We start from the raw sequence: 18,140 nt of genomic DNA on the forward strand, positions 1-18,140 counted from the left end.
CAGGTAGGCGTTGTCGCTGTAAAGGCCGTTGCCGTGCGGCTGGTTGTCAGCCGGGAACCAGTCATCGCTGATGCCGTCCAGGTTGCCCAGGCGCGCACGAAGGCAGCCGGTGAAGTTCTTCGCCTTCACCCCGTCCATCACGTCCACGCGGGGCTGACCGTCCTCGGTGGCGGAGATCAGGATCAGGTTCTGACGCAGCGGGTTCTCCGTGTTGCCCATCAGCACGCACTCGTCACCGGCCTCCGGAAGGGAACCTGAAAATTCATCCTCACTTACGAGAATGGAGTCACCCTCCACGCCGGCCACCTCCACCCAGTACCCTTTCAGGTTCCCGCCGCTGAACGTGGCGCAGCGCATCAGGTCATGGGCCTGGAAACTGTTGTCCTGCTCGAAAGTGATCCTCCAGTAACCGTCCTCAAGTACGGCGGTCTTTATTTTCCCGTTGGCGGCGCTGACGCACAGCTGGCCGCCAACGCTGCGTACCTTCTCGATAAGCAGCTCCAATACTACCATGACCTGGCGTACCGTCAGCTTGTCGATGGTAAGATGGGACAAAGCGTCCTCCATCCACAGCCGCCACCCCTCACCGAAAAGACCGTCCACGAATTTCGGGCTGCGAAGGAACTCACGCACGACAAGGGTCAGCAACTCGGCATTGCCCTTGTCATCAATACCCGCATTATCCTCCTGTCCGAAAGAGGCTCCCGCTTCGAAGGTGATCTTCCCCTTTGCACGGTCATTCTTTTTTTTGCTGATGTGTTCCGCCTGACTTCTCCGCGCGGAAAAAAGATTGTTGTCCGTAGGCAGTGTCTTGTCCCAGCTACGGATAATGTCAGGAAGCGCGGCACCCTCCGCCTTTGACTTCGTATAGTTTTTCAGTTCCCCGATACTGTCATTCACCCGTTCAAACGCACCACTATGCAGGGCATCGCTGATCTCGATGTCCATCTCCCCGGGTTGGTTCACCTTCCGGGTAATTTTCGTGATGCGGCTGCTGCGATAACCGGTTTCGGGGAAATACTCCTCGCTTTCAAGTCTCACACGGCGGCCTACGGACAGGGAAACACCGTTCTCCTCAATCCACACATGGTCGGTCGGGGCCTTGTAAACGGCAAGATCCTGCCAGCATTCGGTATTGAACTGTTCCACCGCCGTAAGAAACTCCTCCTCGGCAAGCGGGTAATATTCGTCCGGCATACGGATATTCCAGAGAATATAACGGTCACCGGATTTCGGAATAAGTTTGCCGCCGGGGAGTTGCGTGTCATCATCATAGGGCCATATCGTAATAATCTCGAACTCACGGGTGGCACTGTTGAAATTCACCTCGAAATAGTGGTCCTCACCCTGCCCCAGTCCGGAAAGGTCACCGTCCTGGAACGATACACGTTTGGTCTCGTCGGGCAGCTCGTAATCGTTCGGATCGAAATTCAGGCTGTCGTCCCTGAAATAATAGACCGTGAAAGGGTTGCCGTCGTCATCTTTCACATCTTCGCTGCGCACACTGCTGACAGCCCCGATCCTGCGGGGATAAATGCCGCTGAAGGCGTCTTGCTCGTAACGGTCATAGATGCCGTACTCCTCCGTATGTATCTCGACATATTGCCTGCCCCCCGGAAGCATCAGGCGGCTATGCCCGTATTTTGACGGATCTATGTTCCGCGTGCTGCCTACCGGGAACAACCGGGTATAAAAATTGTCGGTACCCGTCGTGTCGCGTTCGATTCCGGTCAGTCCCTTCCCGTAGCCCAGCGTTATTTCCTCGCCATGCTCACACCGGCACACGTTCACGGTCTGGCCTTCCACCCACCATTCAGCCTGCCCGCCGACCGCTTCGGCTATCTCTTTCAGGGCTTCGTTGCAGTACTTCCCCTCGTAATCGATGACGATAAGGTCCGTACCGTCCACCCGCCCCACTTTCCAGTCGGTGGTGTGGTTCATTCCGTCATTGATACACTTCACGATCATGGCCACGTGTTCACGCGGAGTCGCTGTCAGCGTGAACACAGGCTCGGTGTTCCCGTCGGTGGTCTCCAGCACAAGAAAACGTCTCACCAGGCTCTCGATACCGTAAAACTTCAAATCATATACCCACTCCTGGCCGCTCTTCTGCTTCGGGATGTACCGTTCGGTCAGCCAGTAGCGCTCACCCTCAAAGTCCACCCGGTCATTCACGTCCAGGGCGATATATTCGTAATGCGTGAAAGAGAGTGTCAGGACATTGTCACCCTGCACCTCCTTCACCTGGGTGGAGCTGTCGCCCGCCTCGATATCGGTCCGTCTGTTGCCGTTGCTGTCATAGATGGTCAGCATGTCTGTATCTTGTTTAAACGTCGTTTGAATAGGGTTTGAATCACATTTATATGACCGGGACAGGTTCCCGGAACTTCACCTTGAACTTGCCGGCGTGCACGCCTTCCTTCCAGAGATAGGTCAGAGGCTGGAACTTGCTGCAATCCGTATATTTCACACGGAGAGTCAGGGCAAGTTGGGGAAAGGAAATCTCAAGCCACCCGTCACGGCCTTTCTTCAGGAAATTGATGAACTCGAAATACTTCTTCAGCCAGCCGGCCTGCGTTTTGCCAAACAGGGCGAAATGAAGCGTCACGTCACGGGCCTCGTTCCTGGGCGTCAGCACGGAGGAATATTTCTCCCCGTCCTCCTCCCGGATATTCACAGCCGTGTCCGTTTTCGTCTTGCTCGGGGTCAGGATGGCGGTCAGGTTATCCATCCCGCCGCGCTTGTCCTCAACGAGGAACACCCCGTATGTACTCCAGATGTCGGTACCGTTGACAAGTACCAGACCGCCTAATATCTTTTCCATATCATTTGCATTTTACTCCGTCACGATTGATTTTACGAATCTCTTCCTCTATTTTGCCAAGGTGCGACGCGCTCGTGCCGGTGTTCTCCTCGATACGGGCAAGATGCCCCTCGGCGGTGTTCATCTTGTCGATGACGCTCTCCATCTTCTCATCGATGCTCGACCAGTGTTGCAACCCGCTGGTGAACATGCCGTCCAGTTTTGTACCCTGGTCCTGTGTCATGGCTGAAAAACCGCCGGTTTTGGCGCTCTGGCTCGTACCGCCCGAGTTATCGTACCCGGTGGCCGCGGCAAGATTGTCACGAAGAGCGATGGCTTCCTCGACATACTTCATGTACTCGTCCTGGAGGGCCTTACGCTCGGCTTCTGTAAGGTCATTGTCTTCCATCGCCTTGCCGAATTTCTCCCACCAGCCTTTCAGCTTGTCGGAATACAGCTCACCGATCTTGTTTGACAGCATCGCACGCATGAAATACTCGGATATGTCCTCCGCCGCGGCTGCGGCATCATACTTCATATCCATCAGGTTATCCACGAAACTGCTGTACATGCTGTCGAAGGAAATACCGGTGAGACCTTCATACAGCTGGTCGGTAAGTTCCTCCAGCTTGCCCGCCTGGTCGATATAGTCATCCAGCTTCTCGGTCAGACGACCTCCATATCCGCCCTTGCCGGTATCCTGGATCTGCGTCCACATGTCCACGTTACTGCGCAACTTCTTCATCTCCTCCGGACTTAGGTTCCAGATGTCACCGTTCCAGCTACGCCCGATCTGACCGCTCAAACGGTCAATCTGTTCCTGTGAGAAACCGCCCCAGTAATAATTCCAGCTGTGATGCGAACCGTGATAGCCGGCCTGCGACATGGCCATGTCCAGATAGTTCGAGTTCGTCTCCTGCTGGAGCCTGTAGGCATCCCGGTAGGCGGCCACGGACTTTGTACCCTTGCTCGCCTTGATCTCCTCCGTCAGGTCCTCGATAGCCGTCTGCAAGGTCTCGTTGCGCTCGGTCAGCCGGTCGATGGTTTCCTGGACCTCTTTGGCATTGCTTGAAGTCGTCCAGGAGGAAAATCCGCCCCAGGTCAATGCGTCGAATATCTTGCCCACACCGGAAAGCAGCGATTTTCCGATAGTCACAAAAAGATCACCGGAAAGCACATCGTCAAGAATACCGCTCACGGCATTGAACACCGCGTCGAGCAGGCCACCGATGACCACACTCAAACCATCTTTGAAAAGGTCTATAATACTTACAATCCAGCCGACAACAGGCACATCCTCAAGTGTTTCGGAAACCTTTCCGAAAGCCTCGCCCAGTTTGCCGTCCACTTCCTTGGCACCTTTGCCGAGTGTGATCAGGCCATTATACGCCCCGCTGATACTGCCGGAGGCAATCTGCTGCAATCCGTCCCTCACATTCTCCATACTGGTCTTCAGACCGGAGGCAGTATTCGAGAGGGACTGCCGGGCACTGTCAGCCGTTTCCTGCAAGGCGTTTATATTCTCACTCGCGGCATCGGCATTAGCCTGCGCCGTTTCCAGGGCTTGCCGGGCGGACTCCTTCTCCTGTTCGGTTCCGGACTGTTGCGCCTCAATGTATGATTTCTGGGCGGCAATGAGTGCCGTATAGGTGTCCGCATACACCGCCTGTGCCTCCTTCAGGTCTGAAAGGGCTTTCTGGTAGGCAGTAACCTCGGCACCCAGTTTCTTGAAACTGACCTTGCCGGAACCGCCCAAAGCCCTCTCCATCTGCTGGACGGCAGAGACAAGCGCGTCCTGGCTGGCATGGTCGGCATTTCGGAACTCGTCAGTGAGCATGTATTTTCTGGCATCCGCCAATACAGGCTTTATCATATCGGAAAACATCCCGCCGAATTCACCGAAGACAGTACCCCAGTCAATACGGGCTTTCAGTTCCTGCACTTCGATGCCGGCAAGTTTGCTGTCACGTTCAACACCGAGAGAGAGCTTCTCGCTGCCGGACGTCGTCTTTTGTATCTTTTCCGCATATTCGGTCGCGATGGCGAGTTTCTGCTGCTGGAAGGTGCCGTAGGCCTGCAAATATTCCTGCATCACTCCGAACTCTTCCCGATAAGCTTCCGCTATTTTCTTCTGTCGGCCGGACTCGTTCAGCTCACGGGCCTTGTCTATTTCGGACTGCTGATCTTCCGACAGCGAACCGGACTGCCCCGCTTTCGCGTTGTCACGTTTCCAACCGGCTTCCTGCCTGGCTATTTCATCCTTGCGTGCCTGGTATTCATTGTCTATCTGGCGCAGCTTCTTCTCCAGCCCCTCGGTCATCATCTCAATCTCCGCCTCGTCATTCTTCCTTTGCAGCCCGGCGAGTTCCTGGCCCAGCTTTTCAGAAACCTGTTTGCGGCGTTGGGCTTCTTTCTCCGCCTTGTCCGCCTTCTTCCGTTCGGCCTCGGAATCCTTATCCTCACCGGGCTTGACCTTGTCGTACTCCTTTTTGGCAGTATCGACGGCATCCTTCAGTTCTTTCGCCTTCTTCTCAAACTCCTCACGGGAAAGGCTGTTGGACGTTTCCTGAAGAAAGGCGTTATAAGCCTTGAGCGCATCCTGGTATTTCTCTTTTGCCGCAGCCACCCAGTCAATGCTTGAATCCGTGGGCAGGTTACGCCGGTTTTGTTCCGAAACCAGTTTGTTCAGCTGATACTTCAGTTCGTCACGGGAATAAGTTCCGGTAAGATTTTCGTCACCCTGCGTAATCTTTCCGTATTCCTTCTCCTGGACAGACATCCGGGCAAGCAGGGTTCTACGCTGCTTTATCTGCTGTGCAAGGGTCTCGTTACTCACACCGGTCAGGTTTTCGAAATAGGCATTTACCTCGTCCTTGCGGATTTGTCCGTTCAGGCTCTTGCGTTTTCCGTACAGATTCTGAAGCTCTGCCTCCTCATCCCTTAAACGTGCGGATTTCCGGACATATCGGGCTCTTTGCCGCCCGTAGCTGTCCTGGTAATATTCGGTTGCCAACCGGGTCTTGCCTTCAAGTTCTTTTATCCTGTCATCCACACGTTTCAATTCATTGGCGGGATTGGATATGGACTCACCGGCTTCCAATCGGGCTATCTCTTCCTTGATTTTCTTGATATTCTTCAGTTTCTCATACTCGGTGTCGTATTTGGAGAATATATCCGGATATTTCTGTTCCAGCTTGTTTAGCGCCTCACGCCGGGCATCCGTGGACACGGCTTCATCCCCGGCAATGGAACACAGTTCCTCTATTTTGCGCCTGTGCTCTTCCTCGGCCTCTATGGTTTTCTGCTTCTGCTGCTGATACCTTTCCTCGGATTCCTGCAAACGTTCGGTTTCCGTCTTCATGGAGATCAGTGCCACGGCAACACCGGCAAGCAGGGTCGCAACCAGCACATAGGGATTGGAAAGCATGGTCCGGTTGAGCATTTTCTGCGCTTTCTCAACCAGCAGGAGCCAGTTGTAATGCAACGCCTCCGCAGCCACCGCCCAGCCTTTCACGGCCGTGACTGTCATGACGGCAGTCCGGTACACACCATACGTGCCGACAAGCCCGAGCAGGATACGACCGAAACGTTCGTAATGCTCCACCATGTAGGAAACACCGGAAAGCGTGGTGTTGATGACACCTTCCGACTGCTGCCCGATTTCATTGAACATCATTGAAACGGCATCCTCTATATTGGAGATCTGTCCGGTTATCGTTTTGGATTGTGCCTCCATCAGACCACCGAATTTTCCGCCCTCGTCCGTCAGGCTCTCTATGACCTTCTGCACTTCGGGAAAACCGACCTTGCCTTCCTCCACAAGCTCCTTCACCTTGCTTTCAGCCACGCCGAACTGCTTGGCCAGTTCGGCGATCATAGGGATGCCCCGGCCGGTGAACTGGTTCAGGTCCTGTGTATAAAGCCGTCCCTGGGACATGGTGGTGCCGTAAAGATAGACCAGATCGTTCAAAGGGATGGAAAGTCCGGCAGCGATGTCACCCAAGCGGATCAGCGTCTCGTTCACTTTCTCCGCTCCAAACCCGTAGGCAAGAAGCTGCTTGGCACCCTGCGCGACATCCTCCAGGCCGAAAGGAGTGGTCGCGGCCGTATGTACCAACTGCTGCATCAGGGTGTCGGCCTTCTCCGCACTGCCGAGCATGGTCTGAAACGACACCTCCAGCTGCTGGAACTCGCCGCGTACCTTGGTGATGTTCGACACCAGCTCCTTGATAGTAAAGGCGGCCGCCAGCTTGCCGACAGTGTTGTTCAACAGGGAACCGCTCCTGTCAAGTTCCCGGATCTGTCTGTTGGCGGACGATGCCTGCTGGGACATCCGCTCGATCTTGCCCACGGCCTTGTCAAGACGGGCGCTCAAATGGTCCACCATAAGGAATTCTATTTGTACCGGTTTCATCTATTTTAGCTTGCTTTGAAAAAATCCTACTATTCCATCCGCTTCATCCTCGGCGCTCCGCTCATCCGCAGGACCGGAAGATCCGGACTTGTCACGGACATACCGGGGAGCGTCACTAAGCATCATGATCAGGGTCTGGTAATTCACCTTGTTCAGTATATAGTCCACGCTCCAGCCGGTAGCACTGGCAATCTGCCACACAAAACCGAAAGGGCTATGGGAGCCTTCATAACGGCTCTTTAACTCCCCTTCTTTCTTTGGCTCAGTCTCAAGCTCATCGGATTCGTCCGCTCGGCTGATCTGATAATAGGTATAAAAGGGTCGGTACCCATCAGGCTGACAAAACGCTTGATCGCACCCACCAGATAACGCTGTTCCATGAAGTTCCTTATGAGCCATGCCACCGGGCGCAAAAGCACGCGGCGGCTGAAAGGGCCACGACAAAGGGTATAGGCCACCATACGGCTCACCGCCTTGCCGTGAGAGGCCAGAAACTGCATTTCCTCCTCCTTGCTGAACCCCCACATCTCCTCACTGGTGATCCCCATCGACAAATATGTCCGGGCAAAAAGAATCTGACCGGACATATAAGGCCGCCTCATGGTCACGCGCAGCTCCAGCGGGGATTTCCTGAAAGGGATATGAAACGCTTTCAGCGGGACGCTCACACCGATATCCAGCAGCGCGTCCGCACCCTCACGCTGGATCTGCTTGATGACAGCTTCGTCCATACGCTACTCCTCGGCCGAGTTAGTGGAAGCAGCAGCGGCAGATTCAGCAGGAGGCAGTTTATACTGTTTCCACTCTTCCGGGATAGAATCCGTATTGAATACGCCATGGGGCTGGGAGCCGTCTTCCGGCATGGCCACTTCCAGCGTGCATTCGATTTTCGCCGTTTCTGTCAGGGTCAGCTTGCCGCCGAGATTGGAAAGTAGCGTGCCATTGGGAATCAGGATGCTCTGCCCCGAAACAAGGGCTATTTCCCACGGACCGGTCAGCAACACGGCTGCCGTCGGGGCAGTCCAACCAATCGGGGTTTTCTTTTCCGAGTCCTCTTCCTTGTAGTGCATGGTACCACCCAGCAAGCTATGCAGGTTTTCGTAGTTCAGCTGGATAACGTTGAACGTGGGGGCGATGCTGCCATTCGACTGGGGAATGATAAGCACCGGGGTTCCCGGCACCTGCTCCGCCTCGATTTTGGCGGATTCGGGTTTCTGCCCGCCCATGTCAAACGAATTCTTCTCTATGTAACCCACCACAAAGTCCTTGTATTTCACGGCACCGACGCCGTACATGAAATTCTTATTCATTGTTTCTTGATTTTGAAAGTTAATACTATGCCGGCAACACATCCGGTTATAAAAGCGGCCAGCGCTATTTTAACGGGACTAAAGCGACGTTCAAATTCCGTTTCAACTGTGAATGAGTCCTCATGTGTCTCATTACGGATACGGGTCAGTTCCTCCTCATAACACAGTACCAGCCGCTGGAGGCTGTCGCAGGATGCCTCCGCTATGATATTGCCGGCCGCATCGCTCTTCACCGTCAGGCCCGCCTGTCCGTTCCTGGAATGGTAGGACGAACCGGAGGGAAGTTTACGGAGGCTGTCCGGAGGGATCGTCAGGCTCACCGCCGATTTCGGAATCCCCGCCATCAACACCCCCCGCCTCACGTTTGACACGTTGTCGGCGCTTGACGACAGGCTGCTGTTCCGGTTCACCTCCGTCCTGCTCTTTCGAGTACTCGCGCATCCCGTAAAGAACAGGACAATCATCATGATGCCTGCAACTGTTGGCAGTATCAATGGCTTTCCGGAGGCGTGCCATTTCACGCCGGGTCGCCTGCAAAGCTTTCCTGTTTTCATTCAGTTCCTCTTTTAAGGGTTCTACAATATTCTCGATCAGGATACGGGTGGCATGTTCGGTATTGTCAATCCGTACCGTCTCGGCTTCGGCGGTAGCCTTCTCCGCTTTCGCCCTCGCTTCCCTGACCGTTGATTTCAGGGTGATGATGGCTATTATCGTGGCTACCAGACCACCGCCCAGCACCAGATTCATGACAGCACTGAAGTCCATACGCACACTGGTCTTTCAGGTCAAAGCCTATTTACCGGCATCCTTACCCGCAAACAGTCCGATGAGCCACTGGACAAATCCCGTATCGGCAACACCATTGGACACAAGGGACGCACCGAACCCGTAACACAACGCGATATACCACGTGGCATCAGCGACAAAGCCCGCATCCAGCCACCATAAAAGCATGGCGGCCACAATGCCCACACACCAGCTGACAATCTGTGTCGCCAAGCCCTGCATTTTTGGAAACAGGGCCTTGATCCCTTCCGTGAGCAACACCACGCCACCGACAAAACCGGCAAAGGTGGTGATCATCGCGCTATAATCGACTTCCGGTACTGTACCGGTCTGGGCAAAAGTTGCTGACACGAATCCGAGTATCAGCACAAAGAATAAAAGAAATCTTTTCATGTTGTTGTTGATTTATTGAGTTATACCTATTTGTTTAAGCCATCTCTGTACATCAAAACTGGGGCAGGCTTTGGCCGCCAGTTCATTGTGACCGACGATTCTCACATCGGGAAAACGACGATGGAAATCCTTCACGTACTTCTCAAGCGCCTTTTTCTGCCAGGAGGTACGGGTGTCCGCAGGCGTTTTACCATCCTTTGCACACCCGCCGGCATAGACGATATGGCGGCTCACGGAATTGTAACCGGCCACGCCGTTGGTCACTTCCCACGGGTCCACATTCGCGTCCTCGTTATTGTTCACCAGGCGTTCCACTCCGCCGTTCAGATGGAACAGGTCGGTATATCCGACCTGCTTCCAGCCGCGGCCGCCCTTTGAGACGGGGTTCGTATGCCAGGCGCGAATCTCCGCACCGCTTACCTCACGCCCTTCAGGAGTGGCCGTGCAATGGATGACAAGATACTTCAGCTTTCCCATCACTCACCGCCTTCCTCTTCATCAACGGCCGCCTGGGACAGTGCTATCTCCACCTTCTTCTCCGGATCGGCGTCCAGGCCCAGTACAAGTGTGCCGGATACCGCCTTGCCGCTACTGTTCACACCGGCGGTGACCGTCAGAGAGCCATCGGTACCGACTGCCGTGAAACCGGCAGGAATGGAAACCACGCTGTAATCACCGGAGGCAGTGACCTTCACCTCCTTGCTCTCACCGGCGGCCTTGAAAGAAAGAGCGGCCGGATCGGCAGAAATGCTGCGTTCCACTACCTTGAACACCGGAGTCTCACGGGTGTCAAGCACCACGAACTCCTCGCCGAAGGCGATTTCCGTGTCGGCCTTCATAAGCAGCTTGAAGAAGTACAGCTCGCTGGAGTTCATCCACTTGTCAATCTGGATCACCTCCTCATCGTCCTGGAGGTTCACACCGGCAAAAAGGTTGCCGTCAGCGCTCATCGAGCAGAGCGTGGCTACGATAAGGCCATCAGGCCAGGAATTCAGCGTCTCGATGGTGATACCCTTGTAACGCTTCTTGTTGATGTCCGTCTCGCTCGTGTTCTTGTACTCGCGTTCGGTCAGCTCGTCATCGTACTTGTCGAAGTCGTCAATACTCATCAGGATACGCAGGTTCGGATTCTCACGCAGGGCTTTTGGAATAGCCTTGCGGACAGCCTTCAACTTGCCGATCATGGAAGTATCGGAAGGAGCCGGAACCACGATCACATCCGGATCTTTAGCCGCCTGGGTCAGGATACCGTTGAAAAGGTGGTCGTCGTCCGAACCGAACTCGCCGTTCAGGTAATGCCAGCCCAGCTCGAACTTCACACTCTTGCTAAGTTCATCCAGAAGCGTGTTCTGCGCTTCGGGGGGAAGTTCGGCAAACACGAGGTTGCCCTTCGGCTGCCACTTGCGCCAAACATGCTCGAAGGCACGGGGATTGAAAGTCGTGAACGCCATGAAGTCCTCCGGATCCAGTGATTTCTCCGAGTAATTGAAATTGCCTTTCGAGTCTTCCAAAGTCGGGTTCTCCTTACGCTTCTGGAGCATCTTGCCGGTCTTGATACGCGGCAAGCTGATTTTTTTCTCCACACCGGGGATCACCATGATCAGACCTTTTTCTACAAGGTCATTCCCGGTGGTGGCCAGGACCAGTATTTTCTCCAGTACCTCGCCGTTGTAATTCGTGTTTCTTACTACTATTGCCATGGCAAATATTTTTATTTATGGTTCAACTTGTCCTTAATCTCGCTCATGCGCTTGTTCCAGGGGCTTTCACCCGTCGGATTCACACGAAGGTCGGTCATGACACTACGTTTGGGGGAAAGCTTCTCCAATGCCTTTTCCCCGTTCTCCCGGTCTTTTGCCAGAAGGTTCTCATAGATGGGGCGGGTGGCGGCATCGATACGGCCGTCCTGTTCCGCATCATCAAGCAGTTTCTTACGCGCGGCAGCGTCATCCGCATCCGCCTTGTCCTGGAACACCTTCAGTTCGCCCTTCAGGCGGGTGACCTCGGCATCAAGGGCCAGGACTTTGCCAGCCTCCGTTTCCAGCAGTCCGATTTCACGCAGGAAATCGTCATCCGTCGCACAGTTCTTGAACCGCGGACGTCTCTTGAGTTCGTCTAAATTCATGCTATTCTCGTTTTGTGGCTTGTGCAGCCGGTTATTGAATATTTGAAATACTTGTTCGGGGGTACTGTCCTCCGGTACCGGGTCAGCGTCATAAATACCGTCGATAAGCCCCAGCGCCAGCGCCTCGTCGGCACGCAGCCAGTGATCCTTGCCGTCAAAATACATCGCGCGGATTTCCTCCTTGTCCTTGCCCATACGGGTGGCATACATCTCGCAAAGGGTATCCTCAAGCGCCTCGATCTCACGGATGCAGTCCTTCATCTCATCCTTGTTGCCGTAACAGCCGCCCTGGACACTGTGAAGCATCAGACGGGCATAACGGCTCATCTGCACGGGCTTGCCGCAAAGGGCGATGACGGAGGCCATGCTGGCGGCGATGCCGTCCACGTAGATGGTAATGTCGGCCTTGCTGTTCTTCAAGGCATTGAAAATGGCGATGCCCGAATAAACCTCGCCGCCGTTGCTGTTGATACGCACGTCCACCTTCCCGGTCAGGGCTTCCGCTTCCAGAAGTTCACGGGCAATATCACCGCTGCGCACACCATCGCCATACTCACCGATGTCACCGTAAAGAAGGATGCAACAGGCATCGGTTCCGGGTATCATATTGAAAAATCTACTCATGTCACTATCGTTTTGGCAGGTCCTTCCCTGCAAAGTTTACGGTGCGAAATTAGGGGGATTAAAAGCCTTTTTCAAACCGCGTTTTCATCATGGAGACTTTAAAGGATTGCCATGACGCTTTAAAATGTCATCATGCGGAGCGCGTTTTTTTTCGCTCCTTTTCCTTATCAATTTTGCACGTAAAAAAGGAGGTAATATGGCCGAACTTACAAACGAGCAGAAAAAGGCATGGGCGAAAACGCTCTACACCCGCGAAACGCTCACGCAGGCGGAAATAGCCGAGCGTGTGGGGGTTTCACGGGTGACTGTGAACAACTGGATAGGCAAAGGAAACTGGGAGCAGCTGAAGGCTTCCATAACCATCACACGGGAGGAGCAGCTGAAGAACCTGTACCGGCAGCTGGCGGAACTCAACAACGCCATCATGGGAAAGCCGGAAGGGGAACGGTTCCCGAACGCCGCGGAAGCGGACACCATTTCCAAACTGTCGAACGCCATCAAGAAACTGGAAACAGAAGTGGGGCTGGCGGACATCATCTCCGTGTTCTCCGACCTGCTCAAATGGGTGCGGACCTACGATTCCACGCAGGCGAAGGAGATCACCCCGCTTCTGGACGCGTTTGTCAAATCAAAATTATCCTGACATGGCAAAGAAAAGACTCACACCCCAGGACAGGATCGCACTGGACAACTGGAACGAGCTGGTGGCATCCGTGCGCGAACATTCGGACATCAACCCCGCGGACACGGAAACGGAAATCAGGCAGAGGCGGGAAAGACTGGAGAAGAACGACGAGGAGTGGTTCAAATACTACTTCGCCATGTATTGCACCTGCGAGTCCGCCGCCTTCCACAAAAAAGCCACCGGGCGGCTGATGAGGAACAACCGCTGGTACGAGGTAAGGGCCTGGTCACGCGAGCTGGCGAAATCCGCACGCTCCATGATGGAGATATCCAAACTGGCACTGACAAAAAAGATACGCAACGTGCTGCTGATCTCCAACTCGGCAGACAATGCGGAAAGGCTACTGCTGCCGTTCATGGCGAACTTCGAGGAGAACCAGCGGATCATACAGGACTACGGACAGCAGAAAAAACCGGGAGCGTGGGAAACCGGGGAGTTCACCTGCATGTCCGGATGCTCCTTCCGCGCCATCGGAGCCGGGCAGTCACCGCGCGGTACGCGTAACAAGAACTTCCGGCCGGACTTCATTCTGGTGGACGATATAGACACCGACGAGGAGTGCCGGAATCCGGAACGGATCAAAACCAAATGGAAATGGCTGGAGGAGGCGCTGATACCGACCATGTCCGTATCGGGAAACTACCGCATCCTGTTCAACGGAAACATCATCGCGCCGGACTGCTGCATCAAAAGGGCCATCGAAAAGGCCACCGAACTGAAAGCGAAAGGAATCGGGCACGTGGATATCATCAACATCCGGGGAAAGGACGGACTGTCCGTATGGCCCGAAAAGAACTCCGAGGAGGATATCGACCTCTTCCTTTCACTGGTGAGCGCGGCGGCGGCACAGAAAGAGTTCTTCAACAACCCGGTGGTGGACGGCGGCGTGTTCGCGGAAATCACCTACGGGAAAGTGCCGGCACTCTCCAGGTTCAAGTTCCTGGTGATATACGGGGACCCCGCACCGGGAGAGAACAAGACGAAAAAAAGTTCCACCAAAACGGTGTGCCTGCTCGGGAAACTCGCGGGAAGGCTTTATCTGATAAAAACGTTCCTGGACAGGGGGCTGAACGCGGAATTTGTAGAGTGGTACATCAAGCTGCTGGAGTTCGTGGGCGGAAAAACCACCGTGTACTGTTACATGGAGAACAACAAATTACAGGATCCTTTTTTCCAGCAGGTATTCCAGCCCATCGTGCGGCGGATACGCAGGGAAAGGAAAATATCACTGTACATCACCGGAGACGAGGAGAAGAAAACCGACAAGGCCACACGTATCGAGGCGAACCTGGAACCGCTCAACCGGGAGGGGAACCTGATACTCAACGAGGCCGAAAAGGACAACCCGCACATGAAACGGATGGCGGAACAGTTCAAGCTGTTCAACCTGCAACTGACCTATCCGGCAGACGGACCCGACTGCGTGGAGGGGGGAAACAGAATTATAGACCACAAGGCCAGACAGTCGGAACAGCCCGTCATTGTCACAAGGAAAAGCACGCGGTCACAAAACAAGTACAGAGTGTAAACTTCAATACCTATCATTATGAGCAAATTTATCGAACTTTCAGACTACGACGCGAGCATACACCGCGAGATTCTGGACGCACTGACAAGGGAGGACGACGCCGTCGTGGAGATATGCGAGGACCGCGCCGTCGCCGAGATGCGCTGCTACCTTTCCAGACGTTACGACTGTGACAAAATATTCACGGCAACCGGTGACAAACGCAACCAGCTTGTCCTGATGATGGCCATCGACATAGCCGTGTACCACATTTTCTGCATACATAACCCGAGGAACCTGTCACCGCTGCGGAAGGAACGCCACGAAAGGGCGGTCGAATGGCTGAAAGCCGTGGCGGCCGAGGAGATATCGGTGGACGGCCTGCCCCTGCTGTCCGAAGAGACGAGGGCGGCAAAATCCAATTTCCTTATCAAAAGCAACCGTAAACGTGTAAACCATTGGTAATATGAGCAAAAGAAAGAAAGGGGCCGGAAAGATAACCCAAAGCGGGAACCTGCCGAGGCCCGGGCAGAAAGGACCCGCAACCATCATACTGACACAGCCCAGAAGGTTCGGTATAGACATAGCGGACTACATGCTCGCGGTAAGGGCTTTCGAGAATGTGGACTACTCCAGACGCTTCAGGCTGTACGACCTGTTCAGCGACATACTCATGGATACGCACCTGACAAGTGTCATAGAGAAACGGAAGAATGCCGCACTGGCATCTTCCATAGAATTCCGCAGGAACGGGAAGCCGGACGAGAAGGTGAACAAGCAGATCAGGTCCCCATGGTTCCGAAAGTTCATAGGGGACATCCTGGACGCCAAATTCTGGGGGTTCTCACTCGTGCAGTTCTACCGCAAGGGGGAATGGGTGAACTACGACCTGATACCGCGCAAACACGTCGATCCCGTGCGCAGGCTCATACTGCGGCACCAGACGGACACCACCGGGACGTCCTGGGACGAGTACCCCGACCTGTTGTTCATCGGTTCACCCGACGATCCCGGGCTGCTGGTGAAAGCAGCCATCTGGGTGATATACAAACGTAACGACGTGGCGGACTGGGCACAGTTCGCGGAAGTGTTCGGAGCGCCCATCAGGGAGTACACGTATCCCACGGATGACGACGAGGCACGGCAGAAGGCGCTGGACGACGCGGACAGCACCGGAAGCCTGTCGGTTTTCGTGCACGCGGAGGATACGGTGCTCAAGCTCGTGGAAGCCGCGAACAAGACAGGGAGCGCGGACCTCTACGACAAACTCTGCGAGCGCTGCAACAACGAAATCTCAAAGCTGTTCCTCGGAAACACGCTCACCACCGAAGCCTCCGACAAGGGCACACAGGCACTGGGAACCGTACACAAGGACGTGGAGGAGAAAGTGACGCTCTCCGACAGGCAGGACATCCTCGACGTGCTCAACTATGACATGGCCGACATATTCGCAATGCTCGGAATAGACACCACAGGCGGGGAGTTCTGCTATCCGGAAAAGAAGCTTATCGAACCGGAGAAAAAGATGTCCATCCTCACACAGCTGCGCACGAACTTCAACCTGCCGGTAGGTGACGACTACCTCTACGAGGAATTCGGGATCGAGAAACCGGCAAACTATGACGAGCTGAAGAAACGTCAGGAGGAGAAAGCGGCGGAAATCGAGGCGGCGAAGGCCCGAGAGACCGAAAAGGCGGAAGAGGATGAACCGGATCCGGAAGAAGAACCGGAACTGGAAAAGCACGGTAAAGGAACACCCAAAGAAAAGAAAAATGCCCTTAAAAACGCATACAACTGGCTGAAACGTTTTTTCGGGAAAGCCCCGGGGAGAGACGGGGCAGCTTTAGAATGGTGATAAACGACCTCTACAGAATGGAGGACAAACAGGTGGAAACTTTATTCTCGTTCGATGAAGAGGTACTGAAGAAAGCCCTGAAGAACATATACAGCAAAGATTTCCATCCCATGACCGACATCGAGGAGAACCTGTTCGAGGCCACGTGGAAAACGATGAACAAAGCCACCGACAAGGGGTTTGGGACACGGAAAACCGATGATCCGGATTATGACTTCTACCGTGAAATCCGAATGAACAACGCCGTGTTCGCAGCTTTCAAGGTACACAGGGCACAGAACGACATGGCAGCGCTGCTGCTGGACAAAAACGGAAGTTTAAAGCCGTTTGAACAGTGGGTGAAGGAAGCCATGCCCATAGCCGACCACCAGATGATCCATTGGCTGCGTACAGAATACGACACGGCCGTCATACGGGCACACCAGGCCGCGGACTGGAGACAGTTCGAAAGGGAAAAGGACATATTGCCGAATCTCAAATGGATGCCGTCCACATCCATACATCCGGGAGCGGACCACAGAATATTCTGGGGAACCATACGCCCCGTCGATGATCCGTTCTGGAACGAGCACAGACCGGGGGACCGGTGGAACTGCAAGTGTACGCTCTCATCAACGGATGAAGCGCCGACAGCAGTACCGGACGAAAACGGGCAGAACAAGGCACATGACGGTCTGGAAAACAATCCGGGAAAAGACGGCAAACTGTTTTCAGACAAACACCCCTACGTTACTGAAGCGCATCCGGGAGCAAGAAAAGCCGTGGACGCACTGACCAGGCGCATCAACGAAATGATAGCCGAAATGCCGGACAACCTGACGCTGGAGGAAAAAACCGACATCGCCTGCAACAATCTCAAGATAGAAAAGGCACTCGGCGTTACCAAAGGCAAGCCGATGACATACGAACAGGCGAACAAGGGAAAGGAGAACCCGAAATTCGGAAAAGAAGAAGGATACCGCGTGAATTGCCAGACCTGCACCGTGACACACATGCTCAGAAGGTTGGGGTTTGACATCGAGGCAAAACCCAACATCAGACAAAGCGCATACAATGAAATGGCAAAACAAGGTATCACATGGGAAGAACGTTTCCTGAACCGGGACGGAACAAAGCCGGATTATGACTATACCTATAAATGGCAGGTCAGAAAGGGATATCAAGTAATGAATGCAAACCGGCTGAAGGAATACTTCAGGGAAAAATTCAGAGAGGATGGAATATACGAGATATATTGTGCCTGGAAAGGCGGCTCCGCACACGTGTTCTGCGCGGAGGTGACTGAAGGAAAGACAAGGTTCTTTGACCCGCAAACCGGAAAGGATGATGCAAGCAATTACATACAGAGCATGAAAGCGGGCCGTGTGGGAGTGATAAGAATAGACAACAAACTGGTAAATCCCAAAATCATGGGACTATTCATCACCAAATAAACGGGAAGAAAGTGCCAGCCCCTCCTCACCGTCCACCAGACGGCAGGACTGGCCGTCGAACAGAATAAAGGCGGGAAGACCGACAGGCAACTCAAAACCAGCCCCGTCAACACAGCCCACGGAATAGATGCTTCCTTCAGGGGAACTGGCTGATAAGACAACGGAGTTGTAACCGCTACTGTTTGCTAATTCCGACACTTGTTTA

The 18,140-nt window shown here is 54.1% G+C and carries 17 protein-coding genes and 1 pseudogene; 5 read left to right on the plus strand and 13 right to left on the minus strand.

Annotated features, from left to right (window positions below):
- The 12 genes and pseudogenes from HMPREF9007_RS11890 to HMPREF9007_RS11840 form a co-directional block, all read right to left on the minus strand.
- Positions 1 to 2,313: pseudogene (locus HMPREF9007_RS11890) on the minus strand (hypothetical protein); the annotation flags it as partial.
- A gap of 46 nt (positions 2,314 to 2,359) precedes the next feature.
- Positions 2,360 to 2,824: a hypothetical protein gene (locus HMPREF9007_RS11885; RefSeq protein WP_004326780.1), complete on the minus strand. Its 465-nt coding sequence runs from the start codon at positions 2,822 to 2,824 to the stop codon at positions 2,360 to 2,362.
- A 1-nt stretch (position 2,825) separates the two neighbouring features.
- A complete protein-coding gene (locus HMPREF9007_RS11880) occupies positions 2,826 to 7,217 on the minus strand; it encodes a tape measure protein (RefSeq protein ID WP_032850415.1) in 4,392 nt (1,463 codons plus the stop codon).
- Positions 7,218 to 7,418, minus strand: coding sequence for a hypothetical protein (locus HMPREF9007_RS11875; protein ID WP_005846360.1), 201 nt, complete (start codon positions 7,416 to 7,418; stop codon positions 7,218 to 7,220).
- 38 nt (positions 7,419 to 7,456) lie between these two features.
- On the minus strand, positions 7,457 to 7,948 hold the full coding sequence (locus HMPREF9007_RS11870) for a hypothetical protein (RefSeq protein ID WP_004327425.1): 492 nt from the start codon (positions 7,946 to 7,948) through the stop codon (positions 7,457 to 7,459).
- A 3-nt stretch (positions 7,949 to 7,951) separates the two neighbouring features.
- Entirely contained in the window at positions 7,952 to 8,512 is a 561-nt protein-coding gene (locus HMPREF9007_RS11865) for a hypothetical protein (protein WP_216956119.1), read from the minus strand.
- A gap of 11 nt (positions 8,513 to 8,523) precedes the next feature.
- Complete coding sequence (locus tag HMPREF9007_RS0125035; protein ID WP_025066778.1) at positions 8,524 to 8,847, minus strand: hypothetical protein; 324 nt, start codon at positions 8,845 to 8,847, stop codon at positions 8,524 to 8,526.
- A complete protein-coding gene (locus tag HMPREF9007_RS11860; RefSeq protein WP_008761784.1) occupies positions 8,813 to 9,292 on the minus strand; it encodes a hypothetical protein in 480 nt (159 codons plus the stop codon). The genes HMPREF9007_RS0125035 and HMPREF9007_RS11860 overlap by 35 nt, the downstream gene beginning before the upstream one ends.
- 27 nt (positions 9,293 to 9,319) lie before the next feature.
- Positions 9,320 to 9,706: a hypothetical protein gene (locus tag HMPREF9007_RS11855; protein ID WP_004327422.1), complete on the minus strand. Its 387-nt coding sequence runs from the start codon at positions 9,704 to 9,706 to the stop codon at positions 9,320 to 9,322.
- Between the two features lie 12 nt (positions 9,707 to 9,718).
- A complete protein-coding gene (locus HMPREF9007_RS11850; RefSeq protein WP_004327421.1) occupies positions 9,719 to 10,183 on the minus strand; it encodes an N-acetylmuramoyl-L-alanine amidase in 465 nt (154 codons plus the stop codon).
- Complete coding sequence (locus tag HMPREF9007_RS11845) at positions 10,183 to 11,406, minus strand: BACON domain-containing protein (RefSeq protein WP_004327420.1); 1,224 nt, start codon at positions 11,404 to 11,406, stop codon at positions 10,183 to 10,185. Before HMPREF9007_RS11845 ends, HMPREF9007_RS11850 begins: the two co-directional genes overlap by 1 nt.
- An 11-nt stretch (positions 11,407 to 11,417) precedes the next feature.
- Positions 11,418 to 12,455, minus strand: coding sequence for a head maturation protease, ClpP-related (locus HMPREF9007_RS11840; protein ID WP_032850416.1), 1,038 nt, complete (start codon positions 12,453 to 12,455; stop codon positions 11,418 to 11,420).
- A gap of 196 nt (positions 12,456 to 12,651) precedes the next feature.
- Between HMPREF9007_RS11840 and HMPREF9007_RS11835 the strand changes: the two genes are divergently transcribed.
- From HMPREF9007_RS11835 to HMPREF9007_RS11815, 5 genes are read left to right on the plus strand one after another with little or no spacing between them, the layout of a single operon-like run.
- Positions 12,652 to 13,098 carry a hypothetical protein gene (locus HMPREF9007_RS11835; RefSeq protein ID WP_004327418.1) on the plus strand — a complete coding sequence of 149 codons (447 nt, stop codon included), beginning with the start codon at positions 12,652 to 12,654 and terminating at the stop codon, positions 13,096 to 13,098.
- Between the two features lies 1 nt (position 13,099).
- The gene (locus tag HMPREF9007_RS11830) at positions 13,100 to 14,668 is read left to right on the plus strand and encodes a hypothetical protein (RefSeq protein ID WP_008761786.1); all 1,569 of its coding nucleotides are present in this window, start codon (positions 13,100 to 13,102) and stop codon (positions 14,666 to 14,668) included.
- Between the two features lie 18 nt (positions 14,669 to 14,686).
- On the plus strand, positions 14,687 to 15,112 hold the full coding sequence (locus HMPREF9007_RS11825; RefSeq protein ID WP_004327405.1) for a phage protein Gp36 family protein: 426 nt from the start codon (positions 14,687 to 14,689) through the stop codon (positions 15,110 to 15,112).
- Between the two features lies 1 nt (position 15,113).
- Positions 15,114 to 16,502, plus strand: coding sequence for a DUF935 family protein (locus HMPREF9007_RS11820; RefSeq protein WP_008761787.1), 1,389 nt, complete (start codon positions 15,114 to 15,116; stop codon positions 16,500 to 16,502).
- Between the two features lie 17 nt (positions 16,503 to 16,519).
- Positions 16,520 to 17,935: a toxin glutamine deamidase domain-containing protein gene (locus HMPREF9007_RS11815; RefSeq protein ID WP_004325662.1), complete on the plus strand. Its 1,416-nt coding sequence runs from the start codon at positions 16,520 to 16,522 to the stop codon at positions 17,933 to 17,935.
- Here the strand turns inward: HMPREF9007_RS11815 and HMPREF9007_RS11810 are convergent.
- Positions 17,918 to 18,140, minus strand: a 223-nt coding sequence (locus HMPREF9007_RS11810; protein ID WP_032850417.1) for a hypothetical protein, incomplete at its 5' end; no start/stop codon positions are given. The genes HMPREF9007_RS11815 and HMPREF9007_RS11810 overlap by 18 nt on opposite strands.

This window comes from Bacteroides sp. 1_1_14 (genome assembly GCF_000162515.1).
GTDB lineage: Bacteria > Bacteroidota > Bacteroidia > Bacteroidales > Bacteroidaceae > Bacteroides > Bacteroides thetaiotaomicron.

What these genes read in the sequence shown, in the direction of transcription:
- HMPREF9007_RS11885 (WP_004326780.1), bottom strand. Translation starts at nt 2,824, where the DNA reads ATGGAAAAGATATTAGGCGGTCTGGTACTTGTCAACGGTACCGACATC.
- HMPREF9007_RS11880 (WP_032850415.1), bottom strand. Translation starts at nt 7,217, where the DNA reads ATGAAACCGGTACAAATAGAATTCCTTATGGTGGACCATTTGAGCGCC.
- HMPREF9007_RS11870 (WP_004327425.1), bottom strand. Translation starts at nt 7,948, where the DNA reads ATGGACGAAGCTGTCATCAAGCAGATCCAGCGTGAGGGTGCGGACGCG.
- HMPREF9007_RS11865 (WP_216956119.1), bottom strand. Translation starts at nt 8,512, where the DNA reads ATGTACGGCGTCGGTGCCGTGAAATACAAGGACTTTGTGGTGGGTTAC.
- HMPREF9007_RS11860 (WP_008761784.1), bottom strand. Translation starts at nt 9,292, where the DNA reads ATGGACTTCAGTGCTGTCATGAATCTGGTGCTGGGCGGTGGTCTGGTA.
- HMPREF9007_RS11855 (WP_004327422.1), bottom strand. Translation starts at nt 9,706, where the DNA reads ATGAAAAGATTTCTTTTATTCTTTGTGCTGATACTCGGATTCGTGTCA.
- HMPREF9007_RS11850 (WP_004327421.1), bottom strand. Translation starts at nt 10,183, where the DNA reads ATGGGAAAGCTGAAGTATCTTGTCATCCATTGCACGGCCACTCCTGAA.
- HMPREF9007_RS11845 (WP_004327420.1), bottom strand. Translation starts at nt 11,406, where the DNA reads ATGGCAATAGTAGTAAGAAACACGAATTACAACGGCGAGGTACTGGAG.
- HMPREF9007_RS11840 (WP_032850416.1), bottom strand. Translation starts at nt 12,455, where the DNA reads ATGAGTAGATTTTTCAATATGATACCCGGAACCGATGCCTGTTGCATC.
- HMPREF9007_RS11835 (WP_004327418.1), top strand. Translation starts at nt 12,652, where the DNA reads ATGGCCGAACTTACAAACGAGCAGAAAAAGGCATGGGCGAAAACGCTC.
- HMPREF9007_RS11830 (WP_008761786.1), top strand. Translation starts at nt 13,100, where the DNA reads ATGGCAAAGAAAAGACTCACACCCCAGGACAGGATCGCACTGGACAAC.
- HMPREF9007_RS11825 (WP_004327405.1), top strand. Translation starts at nt 14,687, where the DNA reads ATGAGCAAATTTATCGAACTTTCAGACTACGACGCGAGCATACACCGC.
- HMPREF9007_RS11820 (WP_008761787.1), top strand. Translation starts at nt 15,114, where the DNA reads ATGAGCAAAAGAAAGAAAGGGGCCGGAAAGATAACCCAAAGCGGGAAC.
- HMPREF9007_RS11815 (WP_004325662.1), top strand. Translation starts at nt 16,520, where the DNA reads ATGGAGGACAAACAGGTGGAAACTTTATTCTCGTTCGATGAAGAGGTA.